The organism is Cellulosimicrobium sp. BMG9.23, assembly GCF_059159985.1.
Map to the genome: position 1 here is coordinate 167,628 of NZ_JBZGBZ010000003.1, position 13,878 is coordinate 181,505.

Here is a 13,878-nt window from a genome sequence, read left to right on the forward strand (position 1 = left end):
AGCGCCACACCGAAAGATTTGTGTATACGCTATTCCCATGGGCGATGAGAAGAAGGTACGGGGGAAGGACGTCGACGACGCGCGGGTCCAGGCCTGGGCCGATGAAGCCGAGGACGGATACGACGTCGAGACGTTGCGTCGACGCGGCCGCCCGGTCGTCGGCGACGGCCCCGGCGTGGTCGTGACGGTGCGCCTGGACGCGCCCACCCTCGCTGCTCTCAACGAGCGCGCAGAAGCCGAGGGCTTGCCGAACCGCACGGAAGCGATCCGCGCCGCAGTCCGCGCCTGGACGCACGTCGCGTGAAGCTGCACGACTCGGCCCGCAAGCACCTCACAAGAGATCGACTGAGCGTCGACGCCGTGCTGTACGCAGCAGAGCAGCCCCTCTAGAGGGCGCCGCTCGACGACGAGGACGACCCTCGCCGCTGGCCTCTGCTCGGGTTGGACGACACCGGCCGACTGCTCGAGCTCGTCGTGCTCGTCTTCGACTCCGGAGACGAGCTGCTCATCCACGCGATGAAGGCACGCCCGCAGTACTCGACCTCCTGCACTGACCGCCTCGCGCGCGGATACCGACGGCGCTACCCGGCCATGCGTTCTGCCGACCATTCCTCACCCGCTCCGGCGACCGATCAGCCGGTCGCCAGAGCGATCACCAGGAGCGTGGCGACGATGACGCCGGCGCACACGGAGAGGCCGAGGATGAGCTGCCGATTCTTGTCCATGGCGCCCAGCCTGCCCGGTCAGCCGCCCGCGAGCGCGCGGACGGAGTCGATCGTGTCGGCCTCGGCTGCGGTCTTGTCGTCGCGGTAGCACACGACCCGCGCGAACCGCAGCGCGAGCCCGCCGGGGTAGCGGGTCGAGCGCTGGAGCCCGTCGAACGCGATCTCGACGACCTGCTCGGGCCGCACGTGAACCACCGGGCCGTCGCGAGAGGTCTCGAGCTCGCGGAACCGCTGCGTCTGCCACGCGAGCATCTCGTCGGTCATCCCCTTGAACGTCTTGCCGAGCATCACGTAGCCGCCGTCGGGGTCGCGCGCGCCGAGCCAGATGTTCGAGAGCCAGCCGCTGCGCCGCCCGGAGCCCTGCTCGACGGCGAGCACGACGAGGTCGAGCGTGTGCCGCGGCTTGACCTTGACCCAGCCCGCGCCGCGTCGCCCGGCGGCGTAGGGCGCGTCGAGCGACTTCACGACGACGCCCTCCTGGCCCTCGGCCACCGCAGCCTCGAAGAACGCGGCTGCCTCCGCGGGATCGGCGGTCGCGAGCCGCCGCACGAGGTGCGGACCGGCGACGACGTCGAGCACGGCGAGACGCTCGCGCAGCGGCTCGTCGAGCAGGTCGCGACCGTCGGCGTGGAGCACGTCGAAGAAGTACGGCGTGAGCTCGAACCCGGCCGCACGAGCGGTCGCGAGCGCGGGTTCCCCGGAGTCCTGGGTCGCAGATCGTGCCGCCGTCTCCTGGAACGGCCGCGGTACCCCGTCCTCCCCGACGACGAGCGCCTCGCCGTCGAGCACGAGCGCCCGGGACGGCAGCGCGCGCACCGCGGCGACGATCTCGGGCACGCGCGCGGTGATGTCGTCGAGAGAGCGCGTGAAGACCCGCACGGTGTCGCCGTCGCGGTGCACCTGGACGCGGATGCCGTCCAGCTTGACGTCCACGGTGACCGGCGGCTCGGCGTCGTAGCCCGGCAGCCCGTCCGCGCCGGCGACGTCCGCGCCGCCCGAGATCCCGAGCTTCGTGAACGCCTCCGCGACGTCGGGCGCGGACTGCGCGAGCATCGGTCGGACGGGTCGCCCGACCTCGAGCCGGAACCCATCGAGCGCGACGAGGGCCGCCTCGGGTCCGGGCGCCGCGAGGGCCGCGCGCGCGACGGGCCCGGTCGCGCCGCGCAGCATGACGGCGCGGCGCACCGCGTCCGCGGGGACGCCCGCGGCCTCGGCGACCGCGTCGACGACGACCGAGTCGAGCGCGCCCTGCCGGAGCTCGCCCGAGACGAGGCCCGCGAGGAGCGCCTGCTCGCGGGCTGTCGCGGCGCCGAACAGCGCGGCCGCCTCCGCCTGCCGCGCCGTCGCGGACCCCGGACCGGACAGCTCCGCCATGCGCGCGAACGCGGCGTCGACCGCGTCGAGCGTGAGCGTGGGCTCCTCGGCGGGTGGCGGCAGCTCGCGCAGGGAACGCCAGCCGAGGCCCGTGCGACGCTGGCGCAGCTCTCCCGCGAGGTACGCGACGGCGATCTCGACCTCGTCCAGCGCGGGGCCGAGCGCGTGCGTCGGGCCGTGGAGCGCCTCGCTCGCGGCGCGGCGCAGCAGGTCGGCGATCGCCGCGCGCTTGGCGAGCCGGGAGCGCGTGGCGGCGACGGCGTCGGACGTGGCGGCGACCTCGGCGAGCAGCATGGTCCATCCTGGCGCCGACCGCCGCGACGGCGCTCGCGGAAGCGAGGAGCCGGTGCCTCAGCCTTCGCGCGGACCGAGGACGGCGTCGAGGTACTGGCGGCACTGCTCCCCGGACGCGGTGGCGGTCCGCACGACGAGCTGGGCGACCTCGTGGAGGCGCACGTTGCGGTCGTTCGAGGTCGCACGCAGCAGCAAGAACGCCTGCTCCGGGTCGATCGCATAGGTCGCGGCGATCACACCCTTCGCCTGCTCGATGGTGCCCCGCGTCGCCGCGGCTGCGGTGATCTGCTCCGTCGCGCGCTCGTCGCTGCGCTCGGCCACGACGGTCGAGATGTCGACGAAGTAGCCGAGGATCTCGACGAGGTCGCCGTCGTCGTCCCGCCGGCCCTGACCGACGACCGCGATGGTCCGCTCGCGCCCCCGCGCGTCCATGATCCGGTGGACGCTGCTGAACGGGGCTCCCGTCCGCCGACCGGCGTCGAGGAGGCGGCGGACACGCTCGCGGTCCTCGGGATGCTTGTGCGCCAGCACGAGCTCGGTGGTCGGGACGACCTCACCCGGTGCGAACCCGTGCACGAGGAACGCCTCGTCGGACCACCACCAGACGCCGGTCGCAAGCTCGATGCGGAACTCGCCGGTGAGCTGCTGAGGGCCGAGAGCGAGCGCGCGCTCCACGGCGGACGGTTCGACGGCGGATCGCTGAGCAGGAAGGTTCTCGACAGTCATCCTCGTCACCTGTTCCCGGGTGGGCAGAGAAATGAGCCGTGGCCTGACTCGTCCGTCTCACCGTACCCCCCGAGAGACGGTTCTGCAGGGGGCGAGCCTTCCCTCGTGCGGACGTCGCAGGACCGCGGGACGATCCGCTGGTGGGACGCCGACGAGCACGTGCGCGAGCAGCCGCCGGGAAGGTCGTGGCGGCCCGCGCCGTGGCGGTGTCCGTGGCAGTGGGCGTGGCGGTCGCCGGCGGGACGGCGGGCTGCACCGTCGCGAGCCGGCAGGAGCCGGGGCAGGCCACGGCCGCCGTGCGCGACGCGCTCTCCGAGGCGGCCTCCGCCGCCGAGACCACGCGGCTCACCGTCGACCTGCTCGACGCGGACCGCGTCACCTCCGCGGTCGCGGACGCCGCGATCCTCGACCAGGTGCGCGTGCTCGCGGACGCGTCGACGGCGCTCACGACGCTCGCCCCGCCCGACGACACGTCGTCCGCGCACCGGGCCGCCGGGCTGGAAGCGGTGGAGGGCGTGACGGCGGAGGTCGTCGCGGCCCGCGCGTGGGTGGCCCGCGAGGCCGGGGGCGACCTGTCCGACGCGGGGGACGTCCCCGCGACGGGCGACGAGGCGCTCGCCCGGCTCGACGCCGCGACGTCGGACCTCGACGCCGTGCTCGCCCTGGCGGGGGGCGCATGAAGCAGCTCGTGGGCGTGGCGCTCGGCATCCTGACCGCCATCGGCGGGTTCGTCGACATCGGCGACCTCGTGACGAACGCGGTGGTGGGGTCGCGGTTCGGGCTCTCGCTCGTGTGGGTGGTCGTCGTCGGCGTGATCGGCATCTGCGTCTTCGCGAGCATGTCGGGCCGCGTCGCCGCCGTCAGCGGGCGCGCGACGTTCGAGATCATCCGCGAGCGCCTCGGCCCGCGCGCCGCAGGCGCAAACCTGGTGGCCTCGTTCTTCATCAACCTCCTCACGCTCACGGCGGAGGTCGGGGGCATCGCGCTCGCGCTGCACCTCGTGAGCAGCGTCGAGCCGCGGCTGTGGATCCCGGTCGCGGCGCTCGCGGTCTGGCTCGTTCTGTGGCGCGTGAAGTTCGACGTCATGGAGAACGTCGCGGGCCTCATGGGGCTCCTGCTGGTGGGCTTCGCGGTCGCGCTGTTCCTGCTCGGGCCGGACTGGGGCGAGCTCCTGCGCCAGGCGGTGCAGCCGTCTCCGCCCGCGACGGAGCACGTCGCGTCGTACTGGTACTACGCGGTCGCGCTGTTCGGTGCGGCGATGACGCCGTACGAGGTGTTCTTCTTCTCGTCGGGCGCGGTCGAGGAGAAGTGGACGGTCAAGGACCTGACCCGCAACCGCGTGAACGTCCTCGTCGGCTTCCCGCTGGGCGGCCTGCTCTCGGTCGCGATCGCGGCGTGCGCGGCCGTGGTGCTCCTGCCGGCGGGCATCGAGGTGTCGTCGCTCTCGCAGATCGTGCTGCCCGTCGCGCTCGCGGGCGGGAAGATCCTGCTCGCGCTGGTGATCCTCGGCATCGTCGCCGCCACGTTCGGCGCCGCGCTGGAGACCGCGCTGTCCGGCGGGTACACGCTCGCGCAGTACCTCGGCTGGTCGTGGGGGAAGTTCCGGCGCCCGGCCCGGGCGGCGCGGTTCCACCTCACGCTGATCGTGGCCCTGCTGCTCGCGGTCGGGATCCTCATGACGAGCGTCGACCCCATCCGGGTCACGGAGATGTCCGTGGTGTTCTCCGCGGTCGCGCTGCCGCTCACGTACATCCCGATCCTCGTGGTCGCGAACGACCCCGAGTACATGGGGGAGCACGTCAACGGGCGCGTGATGAACGCGCTCGGCATGGTCTACCTCGTCGTCGTGGTGGCCGCGGCCGTCGCGGCGATCCCCCTGATGATCGCGACAGGAGCAGGCTCATGACCGACACCCCGCGCCGGGTGGTGGGGACCCGGGTCGTCGACGCCCGCCTGCACCTGCTGAGCCGGCAGGTGCTCGACGTCCACGGCGAGCCCGTGACCACGGTGGACGACCTCGAGCTCGTCGGGCCGGACGGCGGCGACGTCGTCCCCGGTCAGGAGGCGCGCGTCGGGGCGATCGTCACATGGCCCGTGCTCGTGACGCGCATCCTGGGCGGCCACCCGCCACGGTCGCGGCGCGCGCAGATCGCGTGGGACGACGTCGGACAGGTGGGCACGGCGCTCGAGCTCACCGTCCCCGCGGACCGGCTCGACGTCGGGTGGACCGAGCGGTGGGTGCGGGACCACGTCGTCGGGCGCATCCCCGGCGGGTCGCACGACCCGGAGGCGGGCTCGTGATCCTCTCCGACCTGCTCGACGCCCCGGTCGTCGGGCCCGACGACGCCCCGCTCGGCTTCGTCGTCGACGTGCGCCTCGAGCTCGACCTCCTCGCGGACGACGACGCGGTGGGGGACGCGCGCGTCGTCGGGGTCCTCGTCAGCCCGCGGAAGGCGGGCTCGTTCCACGGGTACGAGCGCACGGAGGTGCGCTCCCCGTGGCCGATCCCGCAGCTCGTCCGGCGCCGCCACCGCGGGACGTACCTCGTGCGGTGGGAGGACGTCGCGGACGTCGGCTCGGACGGCGTGCGGCTCGCCGCGGGCTACGGCGAGCACGACCCGGCGCTCGACCGCGCGACCCCTCGCCCTGATCGGCCCTGATCGGCCCTGATCGGCCCCGATCGGCGGGCACCGCTCGAGGTCCGGTCCGTGTCGAGACGCGACGTCCGATCCCCGCCAGACGCCCGCCGTCCGTGCAGCGAGAGTGTGTGGAGCCGGCGCGCCCGCCGGTGCCACGTCACCGAAGGAGCAGGTTGATGCAGACCATCGCACTCGTCACGGGCGGTACCCGAGGGCTCGGGAGGGCCGTCGTCGAGGCGCTCGCCGTGGACGGCTGCACGGTCGTCCTCGCCGGCCGGGCCGCCGACGCCGTCCGACGGGAGTCGTCCGAGCTGCGCGGACGCGGGCTCGACGTCCACGGCGTCGTGCTCGACGTCGACGCACCGGAGAGCGTCCGCGCCGCCGCGGCCGAGATCGGCGAGCGCTTCGACCGTCTCGACGTCCTCGTCAACAACGCGGGGATCCTGGCCGACCTGGACGCGCGGCCGGACGACGCAGTAGCTCGGTTCGTGGATCCCGAGATCTTCGAGCGGACGTTCCGGACCAACGTCCTCGGGCCGGTGAGCGTCATCGAGGAGTTCCTGCCGCTGCTCGAGCGGTCTCGTGCCGGGCGGGTGGTCAACGTGTCGTCGACGATGGGTTCGCTGACCGACCAGCAGGACCCGGCCTCGCCGTACTTCGGGATGGTGCTGCCCGCCTACCAGGCGTCGAAGGCGGCGCTCAACGCGGTGACCGTCGTGCTCGCGAAGCGTCTGGCGGGCACGCCGATCAAGGTGACCTCGGTCTGCCCCGGCTGGGTCCAGACCGACCTCGCGCCGGGGAACCGGGAGCAGGCGCCCACGCCGGCACCCGAGGCGGCGCGCGTGGTGGTGCGGGCCGCGCGCCTGCCCGACGACGCGGCGTCGGGCACGTTCATCAGCGCGGCAGGTGCGGTCGCCTGGTGAGATGCGCGCCCGGGTGCCTGCCGGGCGAGTCCAGGAGGGCGTGGTTACGGTGTCGAGAGGGTCGAGCAGCGCGCCCGCCGATGTCATGACGCGTGTCCGGAGGTGGCCCCCGTGAAGGCCCTGTTCGTCAGCTGCACCCTCAAGAAGTCCCCTGAGCCGTCCAACACGGAGGCCCTCGCGCGGGTCGTGGCCGAGGCGCTGCAGGACCGGGGCGTCACCGTCGAGCACGTGCGGCTCGTCGACCACGAGGTGCCGCCCGGCGTCGTCACGGACCTCGGCGAGGGCGACGAGTGGCCGCAGGTCCACGACAAGCTGCTCGACTCCGAGATCCTCGTCGTCGTGACGCCGACCTGGGTCGGCCGCCCGTCGTCGATCGCGCAGCGCATGATCGAGCGCATGGACGCGATGATCTCGGAGACCACCGACGAGGGCACACCGGTCGCGTACAACCGCGTCGCGGGCGTCGTGGTGACGGGCAACGAGGACGGCGCCCACCACGTCATCTCGGAGATCAGCGGCGCGCTCGTCGACATCGGGTACACGATCCCCGGGCAGTCGTGGACGTACTGGAACCAGGGCCCCGGTCCCGGCCCCGACTACGTCCAGACGGGGCACGGTCACGAGTGGGCTCGCTCGACCGGCCAGCTCATGGCGCACAACCTGCACGCCGTCGCGACGGCGCTCGCCGAGCGTCCCGTGCCGCCGCAGGGCTGAGCCGTGCCGCCGCAGGGCTGATCCCGGAGAACCGGTTCTCCGCGTGCGGGCGCTTCTGGCTCGTGCCAGCGTGAGGGCGCCGGGTCCAGCAGCGAGCCCGTCGGTTCTTCTGTGAGGAGCGACCATGGCGGAGAAGTCGGCGACCGGAACCGTGCGGCGCGCGGTGGTCACCGGGGGTGCGGGGTTCGTGGGCAGCCACGTGTGCGAGGCGCTCGTCGCGGGCGGCACCGAGGTCGTGTGCGTCGACGACATGTCGACGGGCCACGAGCGCAACGTCGCCGCCCTGCGCGACGACCCGCGCTTCGACCTCGTGGTGACCGACGTCTCCGCGGGGCTCGAGATCCCGGAGCCGGACCGCGTCGACCTCGTGCTGCACCTCGCGTCCCCCGCCTCGCCCGCCGACTACCTGCGCCTGCCGGTCGAGACCCTGCTCGTCGGGTCGGCCGGGACGCGGAACGCGCTCGAGCTCGCGGAGCGCGCCGGGGCGCGGTTCGTCCTCGCGTCGACCTCGGAGGTGTACGGCGACCCGGAGGTCCACCCGCAGCGCGAGGACTACTGGGGTCACGTGAACCCCGTCGGTCCGCGCAGCGTGTACGACGAGTCCAAGCGGTTCGCCGAGGCGCTGACGACGGCGTACCGGCGCACCCGGGGGGTCGACGCCGGGATCGTGCGGATCTTCAACACCTACGGGCCGCGCATGCGCGGCCACGACGGGCGGATGATCCCGACGTTCGTGCGGCAGGCGCTCGCGGGTGAGCCGCTCACCGTGGCGGGCGACGGGTCCCAGACGCGGTCGGTCTGCTACGTCGACGACCTCGTCGAGGGGCTGCTGGAGTTCGCGGCGAGCGGCCACACCGGGCCGATGAACCTCGGCAACCGCACCGAGCTCACGGTGGAGCGCGTCGCCCGGGACGTCCTCGCCGCGACCGGGTGCGGCGCCGGGATCGTTCGCGTCGACCTGCCCGAGGACGACCCGCGCCGTCGGCGCCCCGACACGACGCTCGCGGAGCGCGAGCTCGGGTGGGTGGCCCGTACCTCCTGGCCCGACGGGCTCGCGCGCACCGTCGCGTGGTTCCGCGCCCGGCCGCAGGACCGTCCGGACGCACCCGACGACACCGACCGCGAAGGCGCTGCGGTCGTGGGGGCAGCGGCGGTCGGGTCGGCGCGCGGCCCGGGGGAGGCGTCGTGAGGGTCTCGGTGCACGGCTGCGGCCACCTGGGTGCCGCGCACGCCGCCGCACTAGGTCGCCGCGCACGCCGTCGCGCTCGTCGGCACGATGTCGTACGACCGGCGTATCGGCGGCGAGTGCCCCGCCGTGGGACTCGGGTTCGGCGGCGGGCCGTGCTGGCGGACGACCGGACGCTCCCGGCAGGTCCGGTGCGCATGGCGGGTAGCGGAAGGAGGGCACGATGGATGTCTCCACCACCGCGGCTCCACCCTCATCTGTGATGAGCCTCGAATCTGGTGTCCCTCTCGACGCCGCCCGCGACTATGCGGCCTGCTCCCGAACGCTGCGCGCATCGAAACCACCCCTTGCCGGGCCAGCAGATGTGGCAGAGATCAGGCGCCGTCGCGGGGCGTGTAGAGCATGACCCAGTGGTCCCGCTCCGGGTCGTGCAGGAGCTCGATGTCGAAGGTGACCTGGCCGTAGGTGGAGTGGTGCAGCTGTTTGGTCGCCGATCGCCACGCGATGACCTCGTCGCGCTCCCAGTAGTCGCTGAAGATCGGGCTGGTCGCGGTGAGTTCCGCGAGCATGCGGCGGAGGTAGTCGTCCTCGGGATATCGGCTCAGGGCGGTGCGCAGCTCAGCGGCCGCGACGCGCAAGAACTGCTCAGCACCGTCCTCACCGAGCAGGTCGGTGAGGGCGGTGGTCGCGAACGCCTGGTAGGCGAGGTTGCGCGCGAAGGGGCCGGTCCCGTCAGGTGCTGGCAGCAGCTCGGCTGCGCGCTTGTTCCGGGCCAGGAGGTCGAGCCGGCCGTCGTGCACGGTCACCGGCATCGTGTCGTCCAGCCCGTGGAGCATCCGCAGCAACCCCGGGCGCACGACCGAGCCGGGGGTGGGCAGCTCGGGCGGAGACTCGCCTCCCAGCCGGAACAGGTGCGCGCGCTCCGGCCCGGTCAGAGCCAAGCCTTGCGCCAAGGCCGTGAGAATCTCACGCGACGGTCGAGGAGCTCTGCCCTGTTCCAGACGCGTGTAGTACTCCACGGAGATCCCGGTCAGATCGGCCATCTCCTGCCGGCGAAGCCCCGAAACGCGCCGGCGGGAACTTCTCGGTTGACCGTGCAGGTCCGGCGGCGTCATCGCCGCCCTACGCTGTCTCAAGTACTGCGCCAGGTCGCTGCGATCACTGCTCGCCATGGGCCCATCCTTGCGCAGGACGGACGCTTCCTCCGCGTGTGGTGACACTGGCAGTACTAGGTTCGGCACGGTCTTCCTCCCGCTCCTGGGCCCTTGCATCCTCGATGGTGTGCCGCTTCAGCTGCACCAGAGCCATCGGAGGAAACATGACCAGTACAGCGTGGACAGTCCCGATCCCAGCCGATCGAGTTGAGGAGTTCATCGTCTCCCTGGAGCTCGACGAGGGCATCGACCTCCCCACCTTCTCCGAACGGCTCTTCGCGTACGAGTCGGACTTCACCCGGTGGTGGACGCCGCGCTTCGCGTCCTTCGGCATGCCACCGGCGTTCGGTGAACCGCTCTTGTCCTGGGACGCCACGACCGCCGGCGCGGACGCGAGGGAGAAGCTGTCATGACCGGCATCCGACCCCCCACCCGCTCGGCGCTGGAGACAGCCAAGGAGTTCATCCGGGCCGTCGAAGCGAAGGACATCGATGCCGTCGAGGACGCCCTCAGGGACGACGCCGAGCAGCTCTTCATGCACTCGAACGCGGTGAACGACGCAGAAGGTGTCGCGGACATCATCGCCGGGCGTCGGCAGGGTTTCTGCGTCGCAGACGTGAACGGCCGCGAGGAGGTGCTCGGGTACACCAGGGGCATCTTCGACAAGTTCGACCCGCTCGTCTGGCGCAACCACCAGTGGACCGTCAGCCCCGACGGTCGCGATGTCTTCTTCCTCGCGACAGGAGACATGGTCGTCGCCCGCACCGGCGCGCCGTATCGCAACACCTACCTGACCCGGTTCGACGTCACCGCAGGCAAGATCGTGCGCATGGCCGAGTACGGCAACGTGATGATGTACGCCCGGTTGGGCGTCCGCCCCAACCGCGCCGAGTTCCGGTCACTTCTCCGGGCCGTCGGACGCATGCTCTCACTGACACGGTCCTCTCGATCCGGCCGGTAGGTGCCGCTCGAAACGCCGTCGCCTGAACCGCAGGCTGCCTGATCACTGGCCGTAGACCGTCCGCGCGGAGTGCTGGACCGACCGGCGGTCTCCGGTCGGTGGCGCGGGCAGGAAGAGGACGAGAGCCCCGTCGCCCCGGGTGCCGGGTGACAGGTCCGGTTGCTGACGGTGTGGCTACTGGCGGATGCCGGTTCGCGCGGCCTGCTCGACCCGGGCGACCAGGCGGCTGTTGTGGGCGGCGTGCGCGAATCCCGGGGTGTGGTGGGTGTCGTCGGTGATATCACGCGCGAGGCTTGCGTACACCTCGCCGACGTTGATGGAGGCACCGGTCCAGATCTCGGCGGCGCCCGGTCCGGTTCCTGTGGCGACCGGGCGGTCGGGCGCGTCGAAGTCCACGCTCGAGGTCAGCGTGAGGTCGCCGACCTGGACGCCGGCGGGGTGGTTGCCGGTCAGCCTCAGCCAGCCGTCGGCGCCGCGGACCTCGAGGCTGAAGTGGGCGTCGGGTACTGGCACGCCGGCCAGGACCTGCACTCCCACCGGGGTGCCGGACGAGGTCTTGACGATCGCGTCGAGGTGGTCCGGTACCTCACGGGTGGTGGTCGTGCCGGTGTCGGTCAGCTTCACCTCCGGCCAGAGGAGCTCCGTGCGCGCATCGATCTCGGTGACGTCGCCGAGGACCGTCTCGACCACGTCCAGGACATGACCTACCGCGATCGTCATGAAGCTCGCCCCGGCAGCTGCCTTGTCGAAGTACTCGTAGGCGCTCGTCGACTCCGGACCGTTCCCGAAGGTCGTCGAGGCGACGCGTGCCGACAACAGTCGCCCAAGGCTCCCGTGGGCGATGATCTCGGCCGCCCGGCGCACCGACGGGTTGAAGCTGCCCTGCAGCCCGATCGCGGTGTGCAGCGAGCCGGCGGCCAGGGCGATCTCCTCAGTCTCTGCGACCGTCGCACCCAACGGGGACTCCGAGTAGACCGCCTTGCCCGCCGCGAGAACCGCGAGCACGAGCTCGCGGTGTGCCGGGACCTTGACGGCGACGGTGACGAGATCGATCGACGGGTCGTTGATCAGCTCGTACGGGTCGGCGAACCAGCGCTCGGCTCCGAAGACCTCGGCGGCCTTGCGCGCGCTCTCCTCGCGCCGTGTCGCCACGGCGGCCAGCACGAGCTGCGGCTGGGCCGCCAGCGCGGGGATGTGCGACGCACCGGCCCAGCTCGCCTTCGCGTCCGCGCCGATGATCCCGACGCGAATCGCATCGTTTGTCATGATGTGCTGCTCCGTTCAGTCTTCTGCGGTCGAGGCAGAGTCGTCTCGTGCCGTTCGGCTCGTTGCTGAGTCGCTCTTCACCGGTCGATGGTGGCCATGCCGTTCTGGTCATGGCGGTCGCCGGACGCGGGGGTCAGGTCGTTCAGCCGGCCGACCTGGTCCGGGGTGAGCCGGATCTCGTCAGCGGCGATGTTCTCCTCGAGCCGCTCGACACGTCGGGTGCCTGGGATGGGGTTGATGTCCTCGCCCTGGGCCAGGAGCCAGGCCAGGGCGACCTGGGCAGGGGTGGCTCCGGCCTCGGTCGCCACTGCGCGGACCTCCTCCACGATGCGCAGGTTGCGTTCGAGGTTGCCGCCGGTGAACCTCGGGTTGGTGCGACGCCAGTCGTCGGCGTCCAGCCCGTCCAGAGAGCGGATGTTCCCGGTCAGGAAGCCGTGGCCCAGCGGAGAGTAGGGCACCAGACCGACCCCCAGCTCGCGCAGCACCGGTAGCACCTCGGCCTCGGGGTCCCGTGTCCAGAGCGAGTACTCGCTCTGGACCGCGGCCAGTGGGTGCACCGCGTGTGCGCGGCGGATCGTGGCGGGACCGGCCTCGGACAGGCCGATGTAGCGGACCTTGCCCTGGGTGACCAGGTCGGCCAGGGCGCCGACGGTGTCCTCGATCGGGGTGCCGGGATCGACCCGGTGCTGGTAGTACAGGTCGATGTGGTCGGTGCCCAGGCGCCGCAACGACCCCTCCACGGCGAGACGAACGTTCGCCGGCGTGCTGTCCGGCCCGGACCGGCCCGTGTGGGACACCAGGCCGAACTTGGTAGCGAGCACCACCTCGTCCCGACGACCCCTGAGGGCCCGGCCCAACAGGGCTTCGTTGGCGGAGGCCCCGTACACCTCGGCGGTGTCCAGGTGGGTGACACCGAGGTCCAGGGCGTGCTGGATGGTGCGGACCGAGTCTTCCTCGGACTCGTCCCTGCCTGTGTAGAAGTCGGACATGCCCATGATTCCTAGGCCGATGCGCGAGACTTCGAGTCCACCTAGTGACGTGGTCTGCATCGAATGGTCCTCTCTGGGTCGGTCACCGGATTCTGAATCCGTGCGGGTGTCCGGTGAACTTGACGCTTCAACATGAACCGCACGCATCAAGATCTACACCCTTGAACTTGATGCGTCAATAACTCGCGCCGTAGGCTGGTCCCATGGCGAAGACAGCGGATGCACGACGAGAAGGCCGGAGCCGTCCGCAGGACGAGTCGGCGCCACGAGCGACTAACCCGCCGGGCACAGAAGGGCCTGACGGCACCGCGTCTGCCACGGATGCGACTCCTGGAGCGATCGCCGAACCGCGCTGGCTGAACCACGAGGAGCTGGCGGCATGGCTGGCCAACTCCGCGATCATGATCAGCCTGCCGGCCGCTCTCGACGCCCGGATGCAACGCGAGTCCCGGCTGACCTTCTTCGAGTACATGGTGCTCTCGGTGCTCTCGGAGGAGCCGGACCGGACGATGCAGATGAGCGCGCTGGCCGCGCGCACGTCGGCGTCGCTGTCACGGCTGTCGCACGTCGTCGGACGGCTGGAGAAGCGCGGGCTGCTCGCCCGGTCCCGGATACCCGGCGCGGGACGGCGCACCAACACGACCCTGACCGAGGCCGGATACGACGTCGTCGTCGCTGCAGCGCCCGGGCATGTCGCGGCAGTCCGCGAATACCTGATCGACGAGCTCGAACAGCACGACCTGAAGGCCTTGCAGCGCATCGGCTCGGCGGTCGAGGCCGCCATCAACAGGGGACGAGCCGCCTCAGCAGCTGCGGCGCCGACTCTCCCCGAGGCGCCCAGGACGTAGCCGCCCTACGCCGCGACCGGGTGCCCCGCGAAGCGCTCCAGCAGGCTGAGCTCCCTCGCCGCCGTGATCCTGCGCCATC

16 protein-coding genes are annotated in these 13,878 nt (G+C 71.9%); 11 read left to right on the plus strand and 5 right to left on the minus strand.

What is annotated here, in order from left to right:
• Nucleotides 1-37 precede the first annotated feature (37 nt).
• Nucleotides 38-304, plus strand: coding sequence for a ribbon-helix-helix protein, CopG family (locus AC4H2G_RS05135; RefSeq protein WP_494364673.1), 267 nt, complete (start codon nucleotides 38-40; stop codon nucleotides 302-304).
• 439 nt (nucleotides 305-743) lie between these two features.
• Here the strand turns inward: AC4H2G_RS05135 and AC4H2G_RS05140 are convergent, their stop codons facing one another.
• Both AC4H2G_RS05140 and AC4H2G_RS05145 read right to left on the minus strand, forming a co-directional pair.
• Nucleotides 744-2,393 carry an ATP-dependent DNA ligase gene (locus tag AC4H2G_RS05140; protein ID WP_494364674.1) on the minus strand — a complete coding sequence of 550 codons (1,650 nt, stop codon included), beginning with the start codon at nucleotides 2,391-2,393 and terminating at the stop codon, nucleotides 744-746.
• Between the two features lie 57 nt (nucleotides 2,394-2,450).
• Entirely contained in the window at nucleotides 2,451-3,119 is a 669-nt protein-coding gene (locus AC4H2G_RS05145) for a PAS and ANTAR domain-containing protein (RefSeq protein WP_494364675.1), read from the minus strand.
• A 140-nt stretch (nucleotides 3,120-3,259) separates the two neighbouring features.
• Here AC4H2G_RS05145 and AC4H2G_RS05150 point away from each other — a divergent pair, with 140 nt between their 5' ends.
• The 7 genes from AC4H2G_RS05150 (at nucleotide 3,260) to AC4H2G_RS05180 (ending at nucleotide 8,584) form a co-directional block, all read left to right on the plus strand.
• Nucleotides 3,260-3,799 (plus strand): hypothetical protein, encoded by a 540-nt coding sequence (locus tag AC4H2G_RS05150; RefSeq protein WP_494364676.1) that lies wholly within the window; start codon nucleotides 3,260-3,262, stop codon nucleotides 3,797-3,799.
• Nucleotides 3,796-5,025: an Nramp family divalent metal transporter gene (locus AC4H2G_RS05155; protein ID WP_494364677.1), complete on the plus strand. Its 1,230-nt coding sequence runs from the start codon at nucleotides 3,796-3,798 to the stop codon at nucleotides 5,023-5,025. Before AC4H2G_RS05150 ends, AC4H2G_RS05155 begins: the two co-directional genes overlap by 4 nt.
• Nucleotides 5,022-5,420, plus strand: a complete 399-nt coding sequence (locus AC4H2G_RS05160; RefSeq protein WP_494364678.1) for a hypothetical protein — start codon at nucleotides 5,022-5,024, stop codon at nucleotides 5,418-5,420. The genes AC4H2G_RS05155 and AC4H2G_RS05160 overlap by 4 nt, the downstream gene beginning before the upstream one ends.
• The gene (locus AC4H2G_RS05165; RefSeq protein ID WP_494364679.1) at nucleotides 5,417-5,779 is read left to right on the plus strand and encodes a PRC-barrel domain-containing protein; all 363 of its coding nucleotides are present in this window, start codon (nucleotides 5,417-5,419) and stop codon (nucleotides 5,777-5,779) included. The genes AC4H2G_RS05160 and AC4H2G_RS05165 overlap by 4 nt, the downstream gene beginning before the upstream one ends.
• A 155-nt stretch (nucleotides 5,780-5,934) precedes the next feature.
• Nucleotides 5,935-6,681 carry an SDR family NAD(P)-dependent oxidoreductase gene (locus AC4H2G_RS05170; RefSeq protein WP_494364680.1) on the plus strand — a complete coding sequence of 249 codons (747 nt, stop codon included), beginning with the start codon at nucleotides 5,935-5,937 and terminating at the stop codon, nucleotides 6,679-6,681.
• A gap of 111 nt (nucleotides 6,682-6,792) precedes the next feature.
• Nucleotides 6,793-7,395 carry a flavodoxin family protein gene (locus tag AC4H2G_RS05175; protein ID WP_494364681.1) on the plus strand — a complete coding sequence of 201 codons (603 nt, stop codon included), beginning with the start codon at nucleotides 6,793-6,795 and terminating at the stop codon, nucleotides 7,393-7,395.
• A 124-nt stretch (nucleotides 7,396-7,519) separates the two neighbouring features.
• Nucleotides 7,520-8,584, plus strand: coding sequence for an NAD-dependent epimerase/dehydratase family protein (locus AC4H2G_RS05180; protein WP_494364682.1), 1,065 nt, complete (start codon nucleotides 7,520-7,522; stop codon nucleotides 8,582-8,584).
• 371 nt (nucleotides 8,585-8,955) lie between these two features.
• On the opposite strand, the gene AC4H2G_RS05185 is transcribed toward AC4H2G_RS05180, so the two are convergent.
• Entirely contained in the window at nucleotides 8,956-9,852 is an 897-nt protein-coding gene (locus AC4H2G_RS05185; RefSeq protein WP_494364683.1) for a helix-turn-helix transcriptional regulator, read from the minus strand.
• 47 nt (nucleotides 9,853-9,899) lie between these two features.
• Here AC4H2G_RS05185 and AC4H2G_RS05190 point away from each other — a divergent pair, with 47 nt between their 5' ends.
• Both AC4H2G_RS05190 and AC4H2G_RS05195 read left to right on the plus strand, forming a co-directional pair.
• Complete coding sequence (locus AC4H2G_RS05190) at nucleotides 9,900-10,148, plus strand: hypothetical protein (protein ID WP_494364684.1); 249 nt, start codon at nucleotides 9,900-9,902, stop codon at nucleotides 10,146-10,148.
• A complete protein-coding gene (locus tag AC4H2G_RS05195; protein ID WP_494364685.1) occupies nucleotides 10,145-10,696 on the plus strand; it encodes a nuclear transport factor 2 family protein in 552 nt (183 codons plus the stop codon). The genes AC4H2G_RS05190 and AC4H2G_RS05195 overlap by 4 nt, the downstream gene beginning before the upstream one ends.
• 174 nt (nucleotides 10,697-10,870) lie before the next feature.
• Here AC4H2G_RS05195 and AC4H2G_RS05200 read toward each other — a convergent pair whose 3' ends face one another.
• Together AC4H2G_RS05200 and AC4H2G_RS05205 are read right to left on the minus strand one after the other, a co-directional pair.
• Nucleotides 10,871-11,962 carry a Gfo/Idh/MocA family protein gene (locus AC4H2G_RS05200; protein ID WP_494364686.1) on the minus strand — a complete coding sequence of 364 codons (1,092 nt, stop codon included), beginning with the start codon at nucleotides 11,960-11,962 and terminating at the stop codon, nucleotides 10,871-10,873.
• Nucleotides 11,963-12,039: 77 nt separating this feature from the next.
• Nucleotides 12,040-13,011 (minus strand): aldo/keto reductase, encoded by a 972-nt coding sequence (locus AC4H2G_RS05205; protein WP_494364687.1) that lies wholly within the window; start codon nucleotides 13,009-13,011, stop codon nucleotides 12,040-12,042.
• A gap of 143 nt (nucleotides 13,012-13,154) precedes the next feature.
• On the opposite strand from AC4H2G_RS05205, the gene AC4H2G_RS05210 reads away from it, so the two are divergent.
• Complete coding sequence (locus AC4H2G_RS05210) at nucleotides 13,155-13,799, plus strand: MarR family winged helix-turn-helix transcriptional regulator (protein ID WP_494364688.1); 645 nt, start codon at nucleotides 13,155-13,157, stop codon at nucleotides 13,797-13,799.
• The last annotated feature ends 79 nt before the right edge of the window (nucleotides 13,800-13,878 follow it).